Origin of the sequence: Pantoea sp. AG1095 (assembly GCF_003208415.1) — a bacterium.
In the GTDB taxonomy this organism is placed as follows: domain Bacteria; phylum Pseudomonadota; class Gammaproteobacteria; order Enterobacterales; family Enterobacteriaceae; genus Pantoea; species Pantoea leporis.
Genome location: NZ_QKMJ01000002.1, coordinates 184,349 through 201,855 on the forward strand (window position 1 = coordinate 184,349; position 17,507 = coordinate 201,855).

Consider the following 17,507-nt stretch of genomic DNA (forward strand, 5'->3'; position numbering starts at 1 on the left):
GGGAGTTGTGGTTATATGGATTTCATCCACTTTTTAGTCGATTTTATTCTGCATATTGATGTGCATTTGGCCGAGCTGGTGGCGCAGTACGGCATCTGGATTTACGCCATTCTGTTCCTGATTCTGTTTTGTGAAACGGGTTTGGTCGTCACGCCGTTCCTGCCAGGCGATTCCCTGCTGTTTGTTGCCGGTGCGCTGGCGGCCTTGCCGGGTAACGATCTCAACGTTCACCTGATGGTAACGCTGTTGGTGATCGCCGCCATCCTCGGTGATGCGGTGAACTACACGATTGGTCGTCTGTTCGGTGAGAAGCTGTTCAGCAACCCGAACTCGAAAATTTTCCGTCGCAGTTACCTGGATAAAACCCACGCGTTCTACGATCGCCACGGCGGCAAAACCATTATACTTGCGCGCTTTGTACCAATCGTGCGAACCTTTGCCCCCTTTGTGGCGGGGATGGGACACATGTCTTATCGCCACTTCGCGCTCTACAATGTGACGGGCGCACTGCTGTGGGTGCTGCTGTTCTCTTACGCTGGTTACCTGTTTGGCGACCTGCCGGTTGTGCAGGAGAACCTGAAGCTGCTGATCGTCGGCATCATCGTGGTTTCTATACTGCCAGGCGTAATTGAAGTGTGGCGTCATCGCCGCCAGCAGAAGTCGCAGTAAGCTCGTTACCAGATTTTTATCCACAGCGTGAACGGGTTGTGGTTTAATGAGCGACATTTACGGCCTGCTGAAGGTGATTTCAGCAGCAATGAGAAGACTGGACCAGGTCAGCATTAAATAGAAAGGTCATCAATGAGCTGGATTGAACGCATACTGAATAAAAGCACTGCCACGCCAACGCGCAAAGCCAGCATCCCGGAAGGGGTGTGGACCAAGTGCGATAGTTGTGGGCAGGTGCTGTACCGCGCCGAGCTGGAGCGTAACCTCGAGGTCTGCCCGAAGTGCGACCATCACATGCGCATGCACGCACGTGAGCGTCTGCATAGCATGCTGGATGAAGGTTCGCTGGTTGAGCTGGGCAGCGAGCTGGAACCGAAAGATCTACTGAAGTTCCGCGACTCGAAGAAGTATAAAGACCGTTTGGTCGCCGCACAGAAAGACACCGGTGAGAAAGATGCGCTGGTGGCGATGAAAGGCACGCTGCACGGCATGCCAATTGTTGCTGTGGCCTTTGAGTTCTCCTTTATGGGCGGCTCAATGGGTTCAGTGGTTGGCGCGCGCTTTGTGCGTGGCGTTGAGCAGGCGTTGGAAGACAACTGCCCACTGATCTGCTTCTCCGCGTCAGGCGGTGCACGTATGCAGGAAGCGCTGCAGTCGCTGATGCAGATGGCGAAAACCAGTGCGGCACTGGCGAAAATGCAGGAGCGCGGCTTGCCTTACATCTCCGTGCTGACCGACCCAACCATGGGCGGCGTTTCAGCCAGCTTCGCGATGTTGGGCGATCTCAATGTGGCGGAACCGAAAGCGCTGATCGGCTTTGCCGGTCCACGCGTTATCGAGCAGACCGTACGTGAAAAACTGCCGCCGGGCTTCCAGCGCAGTGAGTTCCTGATCGAGAAAGGCGCGATCGACATGATCATCCGTCGTCCGGAAATGCGCTTTAAGCTGGCAAGCCTGCTGGCGAAAATGATGAACCTGCCAGCGCCGCAGCTGGATGGTGATCAGCCAAATGTGGCTGAGCCGGAGAGCAACGAAGCCTGACAGGCAACGGAAAGGCGCAGCGATGCGCCTTTTTACCAATGCACCGTAAATCAGTAAACGGGACACATGGATAATCTTCTCCTTCCTCAAGCCACGTCGCCTTTGGCCACGTGGCTTCATTATCTTGAGCATCTGCATTCGCAGGCCATTGAACTGGGTCTGGATCGTATTCAACGCGTCGCCGCACGCCTCGACCTGCTCAAACCCGCTCCTTTTGTCTTCACCGTCGCCGGTACCAACGGCAAAGGCACCACCTGCCGCACGCTGGAAACGCTATTGATGGCCGCGGGCTATCGCGTGGGCGTTTACAGCTCGCCACATCTGGTGCGTTACACCGAACGTGTACGGGTGCAGGGCGCTGAACTGGATGAAGCGCAGCACAGCGCCAGTTTTGCCGCGATTGAAGCCGGGCGCGGTGACACTTCACTGACCTATTTTGAGTTCGGCACCTTGTCGGCCTTCAATCTGTTCCGCGCGGCGAATCTCGACGTGGTGATCCTTGAAGTCGGCCTGGGCGGACGTCTTGATGCCACCAATATTGTCGATGCCGACGTGGCAGTGATCACCAGCATCGCGCTCGATCACACCGATTGGCTGGGTCCGGATCGTGAAAGTATCGGTCGGGAAAAAGCCGGCGTGTTCCGCGCAGGTAAACCAGCAATTGTCGGTGAAGCCGATATGCCGGGCACCATCGCCGACGTCGCAGCGGAGAAGGGTGCGGTGTTGCTGCAGCGCAATCGCGACTGGCAGTGGCAGCAAACGGGTACCAGCTGGACGTTGCAGGATGCGCACGGCGAGCTGCGCGATTTACCGCTGCCGCAGGTGCCGTTACCCAATGCCGCCACCGCGCTGACCGCACTGCGTGCATCGGGTTTAACGGTAAGCGAAGCGATTATTCGTCAGCATCTGCCGCTCGCGATTCTGCCGGGGCGTTTCCAGACCGTCAGCGAAGCGCCGCGCGTCATTCTCGATGTGGCGCACAATCCGCATGCCGCTTATTATCTGGCTTCGCGTCTGGCTGAAGAGCCGCACAGCGGTGAAGTGCATGCGGTGGTCGGCATGCTACACGACAAAGATATCGCGGGCACGCTGGCGGCGCTGGCACCACAGGTTGATCGTTGGTACTGCGCGCCGCTCGACGGTCCGCGCGGTGCCTCCGCCGATGAGCTGCTGGCTCATCTGGATGGCGGTGTGGCTTACAGCAACGTTGATGCAGCCTGGCAAGCGGCGCGTCAGCAGGCGCGTCCCGAAGATGTGATTCTGGTGTGTGGCTCTTTCCACACCGTAGCGCAGGTTATGGAATCGATGGCAGCGGAGAACGGCAGTGGCAAGTAAGTTCCAAAATCGCTTAGTCGGTACGGTCATTCTGGTGGCGATTGGTGTCATCGTCTTGCCCGGCCTACTGGACGGTAAGAAGAAACATTATAAAGAAGAGTTCGCCGCCATTCCGCTGGTGCCAAAACCGGACGATCAGCAGGATAGCGAAATGGTGCCGCCGGTGACGCAACCCTTGCCGGCGCAGCCGCCGGAAGGGGCGGGTGCGGCCCAGAATCAGAACGGTGGTAAAACCGCCACCAACGGCAGCGCACAGCCCACGCAGAATAGCGAGCCCAGCGTGGTCACGCCGCCGCCGGTGCATCAGCAAGTGCAGCCGAAACCGGTGGAACAGTCGAAGCCAAAAGCGGTCGAGCAGCCGAAACCGAAGCCGGTTGAACAGCCGAAGCCAAAACCGGTGGAGCAAGCTAAGCCGAAGCCCGTCGAGCAGCCGAAACCGGTAGAGCAGTCGAAACCGGTGGAAACGCCGAAGCAGAGTGAACCCGCAGCGCCAGCTGGTCAGGCATTTGTGGTGCAGCTCGGAGCGCTGAAGAATGCGGCGAAAGTGAGCGAGATTGTGGCGCAGCTGCGTCTTTCCGGTTATCGCGCCTTTACCGTGCCGTCTACGCCGGTGCAGGGACAAATCACCCGCATTTACGTCGGTCCGGATGCCAATAAAGCGAAGCTCCAAGGCTCGCTGAGTGAGTTGCAAAGCATCTCCGGCCTCGGTGGCGTGGTGAAACCGTATAGCGCGCGATAACGCGCTGATAAGCCGCGCCAATAGCAGAAAAAGGCGCGGCTTTACAAAATTTTTGTAGCGAAGCGCGACAGGAAAATCATTGAATATCAGTGGATTAAATCACTGATAATACACAGGGCGAGGAAAGTTTTTTTCATCGCCCTTTTTGCGGAAACAGAACCGGAAAACCCTACGCAAACGTTTTCTTTTTCTGTTAGAATGCGCCCCGAACTGGATGCAGGGGTGCGATAGCACTGGGCTGGAAGAGTTCATGATCTGGATTGATTACGTCATTATTGCGGTAGTTGGTTTTTCGGCTCTGGTCAGCCTGATTCGCGGGTTTGTCCGGGAAGCCTTATCTCTCGTTACCTGGGGATGCGCGTTTTTTGTCGCCAGTCATTATTACGCCTACCTTGCAGTCTGGTTTACAGGTTTTGACGACGAACTGGTTCGCAACGGCATCGCTATCGCGGTGTTGTTTGTTGCCACCCTGATTGTGGGTGCCATCGTGAACTATGTGATCGGCTCGCTGGTTGAAAAAACCGGCTTGTCGGGAACCGACAGGGTGTTGGGTGTCTGTTTCGGGGCGTTGCGCGGTGTGCTGATCGTGTCTGCTATGCTGTTCTTTCTCGATACATTCACCGGCTTTTCTAAAAGCCCGGACTGGCAACAGTCGCAACTCATTCCCCAGTTCAGTTACATCATCAGGTGGTTTTTCGATTACCTGAAAAGCACGTCGAGTTTTTTACCCCGGTGACACCATCGGGAGTGCGGCTAATGAGGAAATGACAATATGTGCGGTATTGTTGGTATCACCGGTTTCATGCCAGTAAACCAGTCAATCTATGACGCGTTAACGGTGCTTCAGCACCGCGGGCAGGATGCCGCCGGCATTTGTACCATCGATGCTATTAACTGCTTCCGTTTGCGTAAAGCCAACGGCCTGGTCAGCGATGTGTTCGAAGCGCGCCATATGCAGCGTCTGCAGGGCAACATCGGGATTGGTCATGTGCGCTACCCAACGGCAGGCAGCTCCAGCGCCTCTGAAGCGCAACCTTTCTACGTGAACTCTCCTTACGGCATCACGTTGGCGCATAACGGCAACCTGACCAACGCCCACGAACTGCGTAAACAGCTGTTCGAAACGGGTCGCCGTCACGTTAATACCACCTCAGATTCCGAAATCCTGCTGAACATCTTCGCGCAGGAGCTGGACCGTTTTCAGCACTATCCGCTGGAAGCTGACAACATTTTTGCTGCGGTGGCGGCTGTGCATCAGCAGGTGCGCGGCGCTTACGCAGTGGTTTCAATGATTATTGGACACGGGATGGTCGCCTTCCGCGATCCCAACGGTATTCGTCCGCTGGTGCTGGGCAAGCGCGTTATCGCCGATGGCCGCACCGAATACATGGTGGCGTCAGAGAGCGTCGCGCTGGATACGCTGGGCTTCGAGTTCATTCGTGACGTAGCGCCTGGCGAAGCCGTGTACATCACCGAGCAGGGCCAGCTCTCTACGCGTCAATGCGCCGAGAACCCGAAAACCAATCCGTGCCTGTTCGAATACGTCTACTTTGCGCGTCCGGACTCGTTCCTCGACAAAATCTCGGTGTACAGCGCACGCGTGCGTATGGGCACCAAGTTGGGTAACAAAATTGCCCGCGAGTGGGAAGATCTGGATATCGATGTGGTGATTCCGATTCCGGAAACCTCAACCGATATAGCGCTGGAAATCGCACGCATCCTCGACAAGCCATATCGTCAGGGCTTCGTGAAGAACCGCTACGTTGGCCGTACCTTTATCATGCCCGGCCAGCAGCAGCGCCGCAGCGCCGTTCGCCGCAAGCTGAACGCCAACCGTGCTGAGTTCCGTGATAAGAATGTGTTGCTGGTGGATGACTCCATCGTACGCGGCACTACATCCGAGCAGATCATTGAGATGGCACGTGAAGCGGGCGCGAAAAAAGTCTATCTCGCCTCGGCGGCACCAGAAATCCGTTTCCCGAACGTCTATGGCATTGATATGCCAAGCGCTACCGAACTGATTGCGCATGGCCGTGAAGTGAATGAGATCTGCCAGCTGATTAAAGCGGATGCGTTAATTTTCCAGGATCTCAACGACCTGATTGAAGCGGTGCGTGAAGAGAACCCGGATATCGCCAACTTTGAGTGCTCGGTATTCAACGGCATCTACGTCACCAAAGATGTCGATCAACAGTACCTTGAGTATCTGCAGTCGCTGCGTAATGACGATTCCAAAGCCATCGCGCGTCAGACAGAAGTGGAAGGTCTGGAGCTGCACAACGAAGGCTAAGCCAGAGGTTATGGCAGAGTAAAAGCAGGGCGGGCGCAATCCCGCCCTGTTTGTTTTTGTATTTTTGTTCAGTGAGCCGCTATCATTGCCGCAATCTGAACCTGCAAGGCTGAATTATGAAACGACTGATCATTGGTATTTCCGGCGCCAGCGGCGCGATCTACGGCGTGCGCATGTTGCAAGTGCTGCAACCGCTGGCGGAGGTGGAAACCCATTTGGTGATCAGCCCCGCCGCGCGGCAAACGCTGGCGCTGGAGACCGATTTCAGCCTGCGCGAGGTGCAAGCGATGGCCGATGTGGTGCATGACGTGCGCGACATCGCCGCCAGCATTTCATCCGGATCTTACAAGACTCTCGGCATGGCGATCGCGCCGTGCTCGATGAAAACGCTGTCAGGAATCGTGCACAGCTACAGCGATAGCCTGCTGACCCGCGCCGCCGATGTGGTGCTAAAAGAGCAGCGTAAGCTGGTGCTGTGCGTACGCGAAACGCCGCTGCATTTGGGACATCTGCGCATGATGACCACCGCCGCAGAGCTGGGCGCGCTGATCATGCCGCCGGTGCCAGCGTTCTATCATCGTCCGCAATCCATCGGCGATTTAGTCGATCAAACGGTGAATCGTGTGCTCGATCAGTTCGATATTGAGCTGCCAGAAGATCTTTTCACTCGCTGGAGTGGTGCATAATGGTGCATTAATGCACTGCTCGTGTGCAAATTCGCGTGTGCGATCACTCTTCGTGCATCTTGTGCACCAAAAGTTAACAATGTCGCTTTTTCTTCCTCACACCGCTGTTATATTTCCCTCACAAACTAAGTGCTTGCGCCGCTAACCGGCGCAGTATTTAGCGCGCTTGCGCAGCGTTTAGCCAATTCGCACAACTGGCATGAAACGTGCACATCTTACAGCGCAAACCAACACATCACGCACCACATAACAATAAGCACTTCACTTGAGGGTTACCTATGAAAAAGCGAGTTCTGGCTCTTTCTCTGATGCTGACAATGGTAAGTAGCGCGAGCGTCTTCGCCGCTGTGCCGCAGTCGCTGCGCATCGGAACTGACCCGACTTATCCGCCATTCGAATCCAAGAACGCGCAAGGTCAGCTGGTGGGCTTTGATATCGATCTGGCGAACGAAATTTGTAAACGTATCAAGACTAAATGTACTTATGTGGAAAGTGATTTCGATGCGCTGATCCCGTCGCTGAAAGCGAAGAAGATCGACGCCATCATCTCTTCTCTGTCAATTACCGAAAAGCGTCAGGAAGAGATCAACTTCTCTGAAAAACTGTACGCGGCGAACGCGCGCTTAGTGGCACCGAAAGGTTCTACGCTGCAACCGACCATTGAATCCCTGAAAGGGAAAAACATCGGTCTGCTGCAGGGCACCACGCAGGAAACCTATGCAAAAGAGTACTGGCAGCCAAAAGGTGTCACCGTTACGCCTTACGCTAACCAGGATCTGGTGTATCAGGATCTGAATGCCGGTCGTATTGATGCCGCGTTCCAGGACGAAGTGCAGGCGAGCGAAGGTTTCCTGAAGCAGCCTGTTGGCGCTAAATATGCGTTTGCCGGCCCGGCAGTGAAAGACGACAAGATCTTTGGCGTCGGTACCGGTATGGGCTTGCGTAAAGATGATGCCGATCTGAAGGCCGCGATCGATAAAGCTTTTGTTGAGATGCGTAAAGACGGCACTTACGACAAGATTGCTAAGAAGTACTTTGATTTCAACGTGTACGGCGATTAATTATCCTGTTTCCTAATCCTGGTCTGTGAAAGGCAGGAAGGTTGCACATAAGTATTCACTCCGGGCGCTTACCTATGTAAACTGCCCGGCTTCATACGCTTGCCGCCATCCATCCTGCGATTCAAATTCCCCGGTTAGGACTGTCCGTCAGTTGGGCAGCGTTTGTAACTTACCCTCACGACAGGATTGAACCCATGTTGTATGGCTATTCCGAAGTAATCCTCAAGGGCACCCTTGTGACGCTGGAGCTGGCGCTCAGTTCCGTGTTGCTGGCGGTGGTGCTCGGCTTGATTGGCGCTGGCGCCAAACTTTCCCGCAGTCGCCCGCTGGCGATGCTGTTTGAAGGCTACACCACCTTAATCCGCGGTGTGCCCGATTTGGTGTTGATGCTGCTGATCTTCTACGGTCTGCAGATCGCCTTGAATACCCTCACTGATGCGCTGGGACTGGCGCAATTTGATATTGACCCGATGGTCGCCGGTATCATCACGCTCGGCTTTATCTACGGTGCTTACTTCACTGAAACCTTCCGTGGTGCGTTCCTCGCGGTGCCAAAAGGGCAGATCGAAGCGGCAACCGCCTTCGGTTTCACCGGCTCGCAAACCTTCCGTCGCATTCTGTTCCCGGCCATGATGCGCTTCGCGCTGCCGGGCATCGGCAACAACTGGCAGGTTATTCTCAAAGCCACGGCGCTGGTTTCGCTGCTGGGGCTGGAAGATGTGGTGAAAGCCACGCAGCTGGCAGGTAAAAGTACCTGGCAGCCGTTCTACTTCGCCATTGTGGCAGGTGTGATTTATCTGGTGTTTACCACGCTGTCAAATGGCGTGCTGTGGTGGCTTGAGCGTCGCTACACGGTGGGTGTGAAAAGGGCAGAGCTATGATTGAGATTATTCAGGAGTATTGGAAACAGCTGCTCTGGACCGATGGTTACCGTTTTACCGGCATCGCGATTACGCTGTGGTTATTGATCATCTCGGTGGTGATCGGCGGTTCGCTCGCGGTGCTGCTGGCGATTGCGCGCGTCTCCTCTAACCGCTTTATCTCCACGCCGGTTTGGCTGTTCACCTATGTGTTTCGCGGCACGCCACTGTATGTGCAACTGCTGGTGTTCTACTCCGGCATGTACACGCTGGAAGTGGTGAAGGGCACCGAGTTGCTGAACGCCTTCTTCCGCAGTGGATTGAACTGTACGCTGCTGGCGTTCACGCTGAACACCTGCGCCTATACCACCGAAATCTTTGCCGGTGCGATTCGTTCGGTGCCGCACGGTGAAATCGAAGCGGCGCGCGCCTATGGCTTCTCACCGTTTAAATTGTATCGCTGCATCATTCTGCCTTCGGCACTGCGCACCGCGCTGCCGGCGTACAGCAATGAAGTGATCCTGATGCTGCACTCCACCGCGCTGGCGTTTACCGCGACGGTGCCGGATCTGTTAAAAATCGCGCGCGATATCAACTCGGCCACCTATCAGCCGTTTACCGCGTTTGGCATCGCTGCGGTGCTGTATCTGATTATCTCTTACGGGCTGATTAGCTTGTTCCGCAAAGCTGAACAACGCTTCCTGGCGCACGTAAAACCTTCTTCATCGCATTGAGTATCACTATGGCTGACAATAAATTAAGCGTTACCGAACTGCACAAACGTTACGGTGAACATGAAGTTCTGAAAGGCGTATCGCTTCAGGCAAATGCCGGCGATGTGATCAGCATTATTGGCTCGTCCGGTTCCGGGAAAAGTACCTTCTTGCGCTGCATTAACTTCCTCGAGAAACCGAGCGAAGGCACCATTGCGGTCAACAACCAGCAGATCAATCTGGTGCGCGACACCGACGGTCAACTGAAAGTCGCGAACAAAGAGCAGCTGCGTATGCTGCGCACGCGCCTGACCATGGTGTTTCAGCACTTCAACCTGTGGAGCCACATGACGGTGCTGGACAACGTTACCGAAGCGCCGATTCAGGTGCTGGGGCTGAGCAAGGCGGAAGCGCGTGAGCGTGCGATCAAGTATCTGGATAAAGTCGGCATTGATGCGCGTGCGCGTGCCAAATATCCGGTGCACCTTTCCGGTGGTCAGCAGCAGCGCGTGTCGATTGCGCGGGCATTGGCGATGGAGCCAGAAGTCTTGCTGTTTGACGAACCCACTTCTGCGCTCGATCCGGAACTGGTCGGCGAAGTGCTGCGCATCATGCAGAAACTGGCGGAAGAGGGCAAAACCATGGTGGTAGTGACGCATGAGATGGAGTTTGCTCGTCACGTCTCTAATCATGTGATCTTCCTGCATCAGGGCAAAATTGAAGAGCAGGGCACGCCGGATGAGCTGTTCGGCAATCCAAAAAGCCCACGTTTGCAGCAGTTTTTGAAGGGATCGTTGAAGTAGATTTTGTGCCCGCTGTCCCCCATCCAGGCCAGTGCTCGCTGTCCCCCTCCTCGGTCCTCCCCCAAAATTGGGGGAGGAAGATGCTGCTATATGTGGGTGTTGAAGTGGGATTTGGCAGCGTCTTCTTCCCCCGCGGGCGGGGGAAGGCCAGCAAGCACCCTCTACCCCCGCAACAACTTCAGCGCCGTATCCTCATCGGTCACCAGACCGGACACCCAGCCGCCCTGCAACGCCGCGCGAATCGCCGGATATTTACGCTCGCTGCCGGCAAAGCCAATAATCTGGCGTTGCGTCTGGCTCTCCAGCAACACGCTGGTGAGCAGTTCATCGGTTTCACCCCACACGCGTTCACCTTGCTGATTGAAAAAGTGCCCGAGCATTTCGCCCACCACGCCGCGCGCGTTGAGCGCAGCAACTTGCGCATCGGTGATAAAGCCTTCGGCATGCAGCGGGCAGCCGGGCTGCACTTCGCCGATGCCAACGAAGGCCACATTCGCCTGCAAGGCGCGTAACGTCACGCGCTGATAAACCTGATGCTGAATCCACATCTCTTTATCTTCGGGCGTATCCGCATACAGCGGCGCAGGAATGAAGAAATACTTGCCCTGCATCTTCTCCGCCATCTTCAGCGGCACGTCGTAGCGCGTACCCGAGTCGTCCCGCGCAATCGCGCCAATCATCGAAACACACTGATGCTGCGGTCGTTCAACCCAGGGAAGTGCATCAATCATCGAGCGCAGCGTCTTACCGGAACCAATGCCAAATACCTGCGGCTGCTCCTCGCTGATGTATTGCGCCATCACCGCCGCGCCTTCCACTGCCAGCATCTGCTGAATAGCGTCATCATCCAGATTGGCGGATGGCACCACACGGCACAGTTGCAGGCCAAATTTATCCTGAACGTCGCGCGCCAGATGCAAGCAATGGGTAACCGGATGATCAATCTTTACGCTCACCATGCCCATTTCACGCGCGCTGGAGACCAATCGCTGCGCCACCTGACGTGACAATCCTAACGCGCGTGCAATCTCTTGCTGCGTCACGCCCGCCACGTAATACATCCAGGCCGCACGTGCTGCCAGTTCTTGTTTTTTCTCTTCTCTGCTCATCGCGCTGTTCCGTCAAAACCGGTGCGCCATGTTAACGCGAGATGCCGATGAAGTGTTAACTGAGCAAAAGCCCTAAAAAAGAGCAAAAGTATTAATTGTGATTGAGCTCGCAGAACAAGGCTGCTCGCTCGCATTATGCTACGCCTCATCGGGCAAATGCCCTTAATCGTGGCAAATGTTTATTTTGAGGCGACTATGACCAATCAATCAGTGTGGATGCATATCGGCGCAGGATCTTTTCACCGCGCGCATCAGGCGTGGTATCTGCATAAACTACGCGAGCAGGGCGATGACAGCTGGAGCATTGCCCTCGGCAATATCCGCAATGATGCCGCGCCGTTGCTAGAGCAACTCGCTGCGCAAGAGGGCGAATATGTGCTGGAAACCGTTACACCCGATGGCGAACGCGCCTATGAAACCATCACGTCATTGCGCAAAATCCTGCCGTGGGATAGCGACATCAGCGCGCTGGTGGAGCAGGGAGCGAAAAGTGAAACCCGCGTGATAGGTTTTACCGTCACCGAAGCCGGTTACTATTTGACACCGGAATTCGAACTGGACCTGACGCAACCGGATGTGCAGGCCGATGTGAAAGGCGACATCCGCACGATTTATGGCGCGCTGGCACGCATCCTCACGCAGCGCGTGGCCAACGGTGGCGCGCCCGTTACGCTGCTCAACTGCGATAACCTGCGCCACAACGGCGAACGTTTCCGTCACGGCTTCCTCGCGTTTCTTACCGCCAAAGGTGACAACGCCTTAGCGAATTGGGTGCGCGAAAATACCACCTCGCCCAACACCATGGTGGATCGCATTACGCCGCGTCCAACGCCGGATGTGGCTGAGCGCGTTAAAGCCGCTACGGGTAAAGAGGATGGTGCATCGGTGATGGCCGAATCCTTTATTCAATGGGTGATTGAAGATGACTTCATTGCCGGTCGGCCGGCGCTGGAGAAGGTTGGCGTTGAGCTGGTGGAATCGGTATTGCCGTGGGAAGAGGCGAAAATCCGCATCCTTAACGCCACGCATGCGGCGATTGCCTGGGCAGGCACGCTGATTGGCCGCAATTACATTGATAAAAGCACGCGTCAGCCAGCGATTTACCAACTGGCCTATGACTACGTGACCCAGGATGTGATGCCATCGCTGTCGCCGAGCCCGCTGGATTTAGCCGATTATCGCGATGTGGTACTGGCGCGTTTTAGCAATCCCTACATTAAAGACACCAATCAACGTGTTGGCGCGGACGGTTTGTCGAAAATCCCCGGCATGGTGACGCCAACACTGCGCGAATGCTATCAGCGTGGCGCAGAACCGGCGGCCACGGCCGTGCTGCCTGCACTGTTCTTCCTGTTCCTGCAACGCTGGGCCTGTGATGATTTGCCTTACACCTATCAGGATGGCGTGCTGCAAGCCGATGCGCTGCGCCAGCAGTTTAGCCGCTCCGATGCACTGAACGCTTTCCTCAGCGATAGCGCGCTATTTGGCGAACTGGCACAGGACAAGGCGTTTCATGCGCTGGTGACGCGCAGCGTGGCGGATCTGCAACTGTGGCTGAAACAGCCAGAACGCATGCTGGCTGCGGTGTAAGGAGCGCGTTATGTATCTTGGGATTGATATTGGCACCTCCGAGCTCAAAGCGCTGATCATCAATGCGCAGGGTGAGATCATTGCCTCGAATCACGCCACGCTCAACGTGCAGCGCCCGCATGCGCACTGGGCAGAACAGGATCCCGAGCGCTGGTGGCAAGCGTGCGGTGATGTCCTTGCTGGATTGCGCCAGCAGGACGCGCTGGCCTGGAGCGAGGTTCGCGCGATGGGTTTGTCCGGGCAGATGCACGGCGCGGTGCTGCTGGATGCGCAGGGTAAGGTGCTGCGCCCGTGCATTCTGTGGAATGACACACGCAGCGCGCCGCAATGTGCCGCGCTCAGTGCCCAACATCCGGAAATGATGCAGCTCAGCGGCAATATGATTATGCCGGGCTTCACCGCACCTAAACTGCGTTGGGTGGCGGAACATGAGCCTGAGATTTTCCGCCGCATCGATAAAGTGCTATTGCCGAAAGATTACCTACGCTGGCGTTTAACCGGACAATTTATCAGTGAACCTTCAGACGCGGCAGGCACGTTGTGGCTCGATGTGGCTCAGCGCGACTGGTGCGACGAACTGTTAGCCATCACCGGCCTCACGCGCGCCAATATGCCGGCGCTGGTGGAAGGCAGCGCGGTGAGCGCCCCATTGAAAGCCGATCTGGCAAGTGAATGGGGCTTGTCGGCCGCGGTCTGCGTGGCGGGCGGCGGTGGCGACAATGCCGCATCGGCGGTTGGTGTGGGCGCGGTCAATCCGGGCGATGCCTTTATCTCGCTGGGTACCTCCGGCGTGATTTTTGTCGTCAACGATCGTTTGCTGGCCGATCCGCAATCGGGCGTGCACGCCTTTTGTCACGCCTTGCCCGGACGCTGGCACCAGATGAGCGTGATGCTCAGCGCCGCCAGCTGCCTGCGCTGGCTGTGTAATCTGCTCTCCGTTACCGAAAGCCAACTGATGGAAGAGATGGCACAGCTCAGTGAAGAGCAGCGGCGTCATGCCCCGGTTTTCCTGCCCTATCTTTCCGGTGAACGCACGCCACACAACGATCCTGACGCCTCCGGCTCTTTCTTCAATCTGCGCCACGAAACACCGCGTGCGCTGCTCGGCTACGCAGTAATTGAAGGCGTAGCTTTTGGTCTGGCCGACGGGTTTGCGGTGCTTGGTGATGCGCAGCGCCAGATTCAGCAGTGCAGCCTGACCGGCGGTGGGGCGCGCAGCACGTTGTGGGCGCAGTTGATCGCCGATGTGCTGCAACTGCCGATCGTCACGCATCCCGCCAGCGCGTCCGGCGCATTGGGGGCTGCGCGTCTGGCATGGCTGGCCGCGGGTGGTGTGGAGAGCGAAGTTTGCCTAAAACCGCCGGTGCAGGCGCGATATCAACCAGATGCTGCGCGCGGCAAGGTGCTGCAGCAGCGATTGCAGCTGTTCCGCACGCTCTATGCACAACAGCAGCAGGCGCGAGTGTTGTTGCCTGAATAATTCCAGACAGAGGATGAATGAGATGCAATCGAATGATTACTGGTTTGGCTTACCGAAAAAGATGTTCTGGGGCTTCCTCGCCATCGCTATTTTTATGGCGGGTGACGGCTTTGAAATGGCATTTCTGTCGCGTCACATCACCGATATGGGTTTCACTCCAGCGCAGTCGGCGGTAGTATTTACTTTTTACGGACTGGCGGCAGCGCTAGCGGCGTGGGCATCGGGCGTGGTAGCGGAACTGATTACGCCCCAGCGTGCCATGATGATTGGCTTCGTGCTGTGGATTGTCATGCACACGCTGTTTATGTCGTTGGGTCTTGGCATGCGCAACTATCCGCTGATGGTGCTGTTCTACGGCATTCGCGGCCTGGCGTATCCGCTATTCATTTACTCATTCATGATGATGCTGGTGCAGGTGCTGCCGCGTGAAAAACTGGCGGCCGCCACCGGTTGGTTCTGGGCAATGTATTCCGTCGGTATCGGTGTGGTCGGCAGCTATTTACCGAGTCTGACCATCCCGATGCTCGGCGAAACCGGTACGCTGTGGCTGGCGATTATTTGGGTTGCCTGTGGTGGCGTGCTGGCCTATTTCAGCTTGCGCCATGTGCCGGTTGATCGTTCGCGCGTCAATTTGCCGATGCGCGATAAAATGACCGAAATGTCGCGGGCGGTAACTATTCTGTTTACCAACCAGCACGTGCTTTATGCCTGCCTGATTCGCATCATTAATACGCTGTCGCTGTTTGGTTTCGCCATTATCATGCCGCTGCTGTTCGTTGATCGTCTTGGTTTTACCATTTCCGAATGGCTGCAAATCTGGGCGGTGTTCTTCTTCGTTACCATTTTTACCAACATCTTCTGGGGCATTACCGGCGAGAAGCTGGGTTGGATCCGTCAGGTGCGCTGGTTTGGCTGTCTCGGTATGGCCATCTCCAGTCTGGCGTTTTACTACCTGCCGCTGTATGCCGGACATAACTTCTGGGTGGCGCTGATTCCGGCGGTGATGTTAGGAATTTTTGTCGCCGCCTTCGTGCCGATGACCGCTGTGTTTCCGACACTGGAGCCGCATCACAAAGGCGCCGCCGTGTCGATTTATAACCTGTCGGCCGGACTGAGTAATTTTGTCGCGCCCGCGATTGCGTCGGTGTTGCTGCCGTTTTTCGATATCGTCGGTGTGGTGTGGGCGTATACCGCGCTGTACGTGTTTGCTGGCGTGCTGACCTTTATCATCCGCGTGCCGCAGCCGGGACATACGCATGAACCGGCGGCAGTGAAATCACGCGTGGCGCAGCAAAGGAGTTAATCTGTGATAGGCGGGCGCCATTAATGGCGCCCCTACACGACATCCCGCAACGCTTCCTCCAAATCGTACCAGCGAAAACCAAAGCCTGACTCTTCCAGGCGCTTCGGCAACACATGTTGGCCGCCGAGCACCAGTACCGCTGATTCGCCCATCATCAGCTTGATGGCGCTGGCGGGCGTGCGCATAAAGGCTGGGCGATGCATCACATGGCCGAGCGTGGCGGCGAACTGCTCATTGCGCACCGCATAGGGCGCAACCATGTTGAACGGGCCGCGCAGTTCAGAGTGATCGATTAGCCACAGCAGCGCGTTAACCAAATCGTCGATGTGAATCCACGGTAAATACTGTTTGCCGCTACCAATCGGACCGCCTACGCCAAGCTTAAACGGCAGTTTCATCTTCGATAACGCGCCGCCTTCTTTCGCCAGCACCACGCCGGTGCGCAGCAAACAGACGCGCGTGCGATCGCTCTGTGCAGTTAACGCCAATTGTTCCCAACGTGCGCACAGCGTATGGGTAAATTCATTCTGGCCCGGATCCTCTTCGGTCAGCACTAAGTCGCCGGTATCGCCATAAAAGCCGGTAGCCGAGCCGGAAATCAAAAATTGCGGGGGATTGCTGCTGGCGTGAATCAGCGAGACCAGCTGCTCGGTGATCTGCCAGCGGCTTTCGCACAGCCGCTGCTTCTGCTGTTCGGTCCAGCGTTTATCGGCGATCGGTTCGCCCGCAAGATTAATCACACCATCAATACCGTTTAAATCGGTTTGCTGATTGATGCCGGACCACAGCGCCACGCTGGCGTCGAGTTTCTCGCGTGCGGCGGCGACATCGCGCGTGACGACGCTCACCTGATGGCCAAGCTGCAACAGACGCGGAATCAGATGGCGGCCAATCAGGCCGGTGCCGCCGGTGATCAGTAAATGCATGTTGAGCCTCCTTGTCATTTTTTATCTGCTCAGATTGAGCATAGAAGAGAAGCGTGCGCGCGGCGTGACTCGGCTTACGCTTATGAAGAAAAAGGAAAAGTCAGCGCTGGTCTTAGCCGCTAAAGATCCGACCAGCGCACCATTGCCTTAATAAATAAAAATCGGTAAACATGATGCACACCTGACGCTTTTCTGAGGCAGCCAATGAATTATCCAACCATTACTTTGTGGTCAGATTCTTGCTTTTTCAGCCCTTACGCCATGTCGGTTTATGTTGCGCTCACCGAGAAGGGCATTCCCTTCACCCTTAAGCGCGTCGATTTATCGCAGAATGCGCAGTGGGATGAGGAATACCGCGCGCTGTCGCTGACCTGCCGCGTGCCGACGCTGCAAATCGATGATGTGCTGCTGACGGAATCTTCAGCGATTGCTGAGTACCTGGAAGAGCGTTTTCCGGCGCCAGAGTTCGAGCGGCTCTATCCGCGCGATCGTGAGAAACGGGCGCATGCGCGCGAAGTGCAGGCATGGCTGCGCAGCGACTTAATGGCGCTGCGCTCTGAGCGTCCAACCGAAGTGCTGTTCGCCGGCGAACGCTTTGCGCCGCTTACGCCGGCGGGTGAGCAAGCTGCCAACAAACTCATTGCTGCGGTGCAGCGCCTTTTGCCTGATGGACAGCAAAATCTGTTTGGCGAATGGTCGATTGCGGATACCGATTTAGCCGTGATGATTAATCGCCTGGCGCTGCACGGCGATGCGCTGCCGGTGAAGCTGCAACACTATGCGGAGTTCCAGTGGCAGCGTGCTTCGGTGCAACTCTGGTTAGCGGAATCGGGTAAAACACGCTGAGCACGATGCGCCTTGCGATGGCGAAAAGAACGCTTTACCTTACCGCTCATTCTAAT

The 17,507-nt window shown here is 56.3% G+C and carries 17 protein-coding genes; 15 read left to right on the top strand and 2 right to left on the bottom strand.

The features are described from left to right. Nucleotides 1-15 precede the first annotated feature (15 nt). From DEU53_RS07505 to hisP, 11 genes are all read left to right on the top strand, one after another. Nucleotides 16-669, top strand: coding sequence for a DedA family protein (locus DEU53_RS07505; protein WP_101763636.1), 654 nt, complete (start codon nucleotides 16-18; stop codon nucleotides 667-669). A 132-nt stretch (nucleotides 670-801) separates the two neighbouring features. Further along, nucleotides 802-1,710, top strand: coding sequence for an acetyl-CoA carboxylase, carboxyltransferase subunit beta (accD, locus tag DEU53_RS07510; protein WP_008105205.1), 909 nt, complete (start codon nucleotides 802-804; stop codon nucleotides 1,708-1,710). Nucleotides 1,711-1,776: 66 nt separating this feature from the next. Then, entirely contained in the window at nucleotides 1,777-3,045 is a 1,269-nt protein-coding gene (gene folC, locus DEU53_RS07515) for a bifunctional tetrahydrofolate synthase/dihydrofolate synthase (protein WP_110866559.1), read from the top strand. After that, on the top strand, nucleotides 3,035-3,784 hold the full coding sequence (gene dedD / locus DEU53_RS07520; RefSeq protein WP_110866560.1) for a cell division protein DedD: 750 nt from the start codon (nucleotides 3,035-3,037) through the stop codon (nucleotides 3,782-3,784). Before folC ends, dedD begins: the two co-directional genes overlap by 11 nt. A 250-nt stretch (nucleotides 3,785-4,034) precedes the next feature. After that, entirely contained in the window at nucleotides 4,035-4,520 is a 486-nt protein-coding gene (cvpA, locus tag DEU53_RS07525; protein ID WP_064739347.1) for a colicin V production protein, read from the top strand. Nucleotides 4,521-4,556: 36 nt separating this feature from the next. Next, complete coding sequence (gene purF, locus DEU53_RS07530; protein ID WP_101763639.1) at nucleotides 4,557-6,074, top strand: amidophosphoribosyltransferase; 1,518 nt, start codon at nucleotides 4,557-4,559, stop codon at nucleotides 6,072-6,074. Between the two features lie 116 nt (nucleotides 6,075-6,190). Beyond that, complete coding sequence (locus DEU53_RS07535; RefSeq protein ID WP_061717852.1) at nucleotides 6,191-6,760, top strand: UbiX family flavin prenyltransferase; 570 nt, start codon at nucleotides 6,191-6,193, stop codon at nucleotides 6,758-6,760. A gap of 278 nt (nucleotides 6,761-7,038) precedes the next feature. Next, nucleotides 7,039-7,821, top strand: a complete 783-nt coding sequence (argT, locus tag DEU53_RS07540; protein WP_101763640.1) for a lysine/arginine/ornithine ABC transporter substrate-binding protein ArgT — start codon at nucleotides 7,039-7,041, stop codon at nucleotides 7,819-7,821. A 194-nt stretch (nucleotides 7,822-8,015) separates the two neighbouring features. Then, entirely contained in the window at nucleotides 8,016-8,702 is a 687-nt protein-coding gene (locus DEU53_RS07545) for a histidine ABC transporter permease HisQ (protein WP_008105192.1), read from the top strand. Next, on the top strand, nucleotides 8,699-9,415 hold the full coding sequence (locus DEU53_RS07550; RefSeq protein WP_008105190.1) for an ABC transporter permease: 717 nt from the start codon (nucleotides 8,699-8,701) through the stop codon (nucleotides 9,413-9,415). The genes DEU53_RS07545 and DEU53_RS07550 overlap by 4 nt, the downstream gene beginning before the upstream one ends. A gap of 8 nt (nucleotides 9,416-9,423) precedes the next feature. Continuing rightward, on the top strand, nucleotides 9,424-10,197 hold the full coding sequence (hisP, locus tag DEU53_RS07555; RefSeq protein WP_101763641.1) for a histidine ABC transporter ATP-binding protein HisP: 774 nt from the start codon (nucleotides 9,424-9,426) through the stop codon (nucleotides 10,195-10,197). Between the two features lie 161 nt (nucleotides 10,198-10,358). On the opposite strand, the gene DEU53_RS07560 is transcribed toward hisP, so the two are convergent. Then, the gene (locus tag DEU53_RS07560) at nucleotides 10,359-11,306 is read right to left on the bottom strand and encodes a sugar-binding transcriptional regulator (RefSeq protein ID WP_101763642.1); all 948 of its coding nucleotides are present in this window, start codon (nucleotides 11,304-11,306) and stop codon (nucleotides 10,359-10,361) included. 195 nt (nucleotides 11,307-11,501) lie between these two features. Between DEU53_RS07560 and dalD the strand changes: the two genes are divergently transcribed. Genes dalD through DEU53_RS07575 form a run of 3 tightly spaced genes read left to right on the top strand, consistent with a single transcriptional unit; the run spans nucleotide 11,502 to nucleotide 15,679 of the window. After that, nucleotides 11,502-12,896: a D-arabinitol 4-dehydrogenase gene (gene dalD / locus DEU53_RS07565; RefSeq protein WP_110866561.1), complete on the top strand. Its 1,395-nt coding sequence runs from the start codon at nucleotides 11,502-11,504 to the stop codon at nucleotides 12,894-12,896. 10 nt (nucleotides 12,897-12,906) lie between these two features. Next, the gene (gene xylB, locus DEU53_RS07570) at nucleotides 12,907-14,376 is read left to right on the top strand and encodes a xylulokinase (protein WP_110866562.1); all 1,470 of its coding nucleotides are present in this window, start codon (nucleotides 12,907-12,909) and stop codon (nucleotides 14,374-14,376) included. 22 nt (nucleotides 14,377-14,398) lie between these two features. Further along, on the top strand, nucleotides 14,399-15,679 hold the full coding sequence (locus tag DEU53_RS07575; RefSeq protein WP_110866563.1) for an MFS transporter: 1,281 nt from the start codon (nucleotides 14,399-14,401) through the stop codon (nucleotides 15,677-15,679). Nucleotides 15,680-15,711: 32 nt separating this feature from the next. On the opposite strand, the gene DEU53_RS07580 is transcribed toward DEU53_RS07575, so the two are convergent. After that, nucleotides 15,712-16,605, bottom strand: coding sequence for a TIGR01777 family oxidoreductase (locus DEU53_RS07580; protein WP_110866564.1), 894 nt, complete (start codon nucleotides 16,603-16,605; stop codon nucleotides 15,712-15,714). Between the two features lie 204 nt (nucleotides 16,606-16,809). Here DEU53_RS07580 and yfcF point away from each other — a divergent pair, with 204 nt between their 5' ends. Continuing rightward, a complete protein-coding gene (yfcF, locus tag DEU53_RS07585; protein ID WP_008105173.1) occupies nucleotides 16,810-17,451 on the top strand; it encodes a glutathione transferase in 642 nt (213 codons plus the stop codon). Nucleotides 17,452-17,507: the final 56 nt, after the last annotated feature.

Bases quoted from the DNA above. Each gene is read 5' to 3' on its own strand.
- dalD (WP_110866561.1), top strand. From the start codon at position 11,502: ATGACCAATCAATCAGTGTGGATGCATATCGGCGCAGGATCTTTTCAC.
- argT (WP_101763640.1), top strand. From the start codon at position 7,039: ATGAAAAAGCGAGTTCTGGCTCTTTCTCTGATGCTGACAATGGTAAGT.
- DEU53_RS07575 (WP_110866563.1), top strand. From the start codon at position 14,399: ATGCAATCGAATGATTACTGGTTTGGCTTACCGAAAAAGATGTTCTGG.
- purF (WP_101763639.1), top strand. From the start codon at position 4,557: ATGTGCGGTATTGTTGGTATCACCGGTTTCATGCCAGTAAACCAGTCA.
- folC (WP_110866559.1), top strand. From the start codon at position 1,777: ATGGATAATCTTCTCCTTCCTCAAGCCACGTCGCCTTTGGCCACGTGG.
- DEU53_RS07505 (WP_101763636.1), top strand. From the start codon at position 16: ATGGATTTCATCCACTTTTTAGTCGATTTTATTCTGCATATTGATGTG.
- accD (WP_008105205.1), top strand. From the start codon at position 802: ATGAGCTGGATTGAACGCATACTGAATAAAAGCACTGCCACGCCAACG.
- hisP (WP_101763641.1), top strand. From the start codon at position 9,424: ATGGCTGACAATAAATTAAGCGTTACCGAACTGCACAAACGTTACGGT.
- yfcF (WP_008105173.1), top strand. From the start codon at position 16,810: ATGAATTATCCAACCATTACTTTGTGGTCAGATTCTTGCTTTTTCAGC.
- DEU53_RS07545 (WP_008105192.1), top strand. From the start codon at position 8,016: ATGTTGTATGGCTATTCCGAAGTAATCCTCAAGGGCACCCTTGTGACG.
- DEU53_RS07560 (WP_101763642.1), bottom strand. From the start codon at position 11,306: ATGAGCAGAGAAGAGAAAAAACAAGAACTGGCAGCACGTGCGGCCTGG.
- DEU53_RS07550 (WP_008105190.1), top strand. From the start codon at position 8,699: ATGATTGAGATTATTCAGGAGTATTGGAAACAGCTGCTCTGGACCGAT.
- DEU53_RS07580 (WP_110866564.1), bottom strand. From the start codon at position 16,605: ATGCATTTACTGATCACCGGCGGCACCGGCCTGATTGGCCGCCATCTG.
- xylB (WP_110866562.1), top strand. From the start codon at position 12,907: ATGTATCTTGGGATTGATATTGGCACCTCCGAGCTCAAAGCGCTGATC.
- DEU53_RS07535 (WP_061717852.1), top strand. From the start codon at position 6,191: ATGAAACGACTGATCATTGGTATTTCCGGCGCCAGCGGCGCGATCTAC.
- cvpA (WP_064739347.1), top strand. From the start codon at position 4,035: ATGATCTGGATTGATTACGTCATTATTGCGGTAGTTGGTTTTTCGGCT.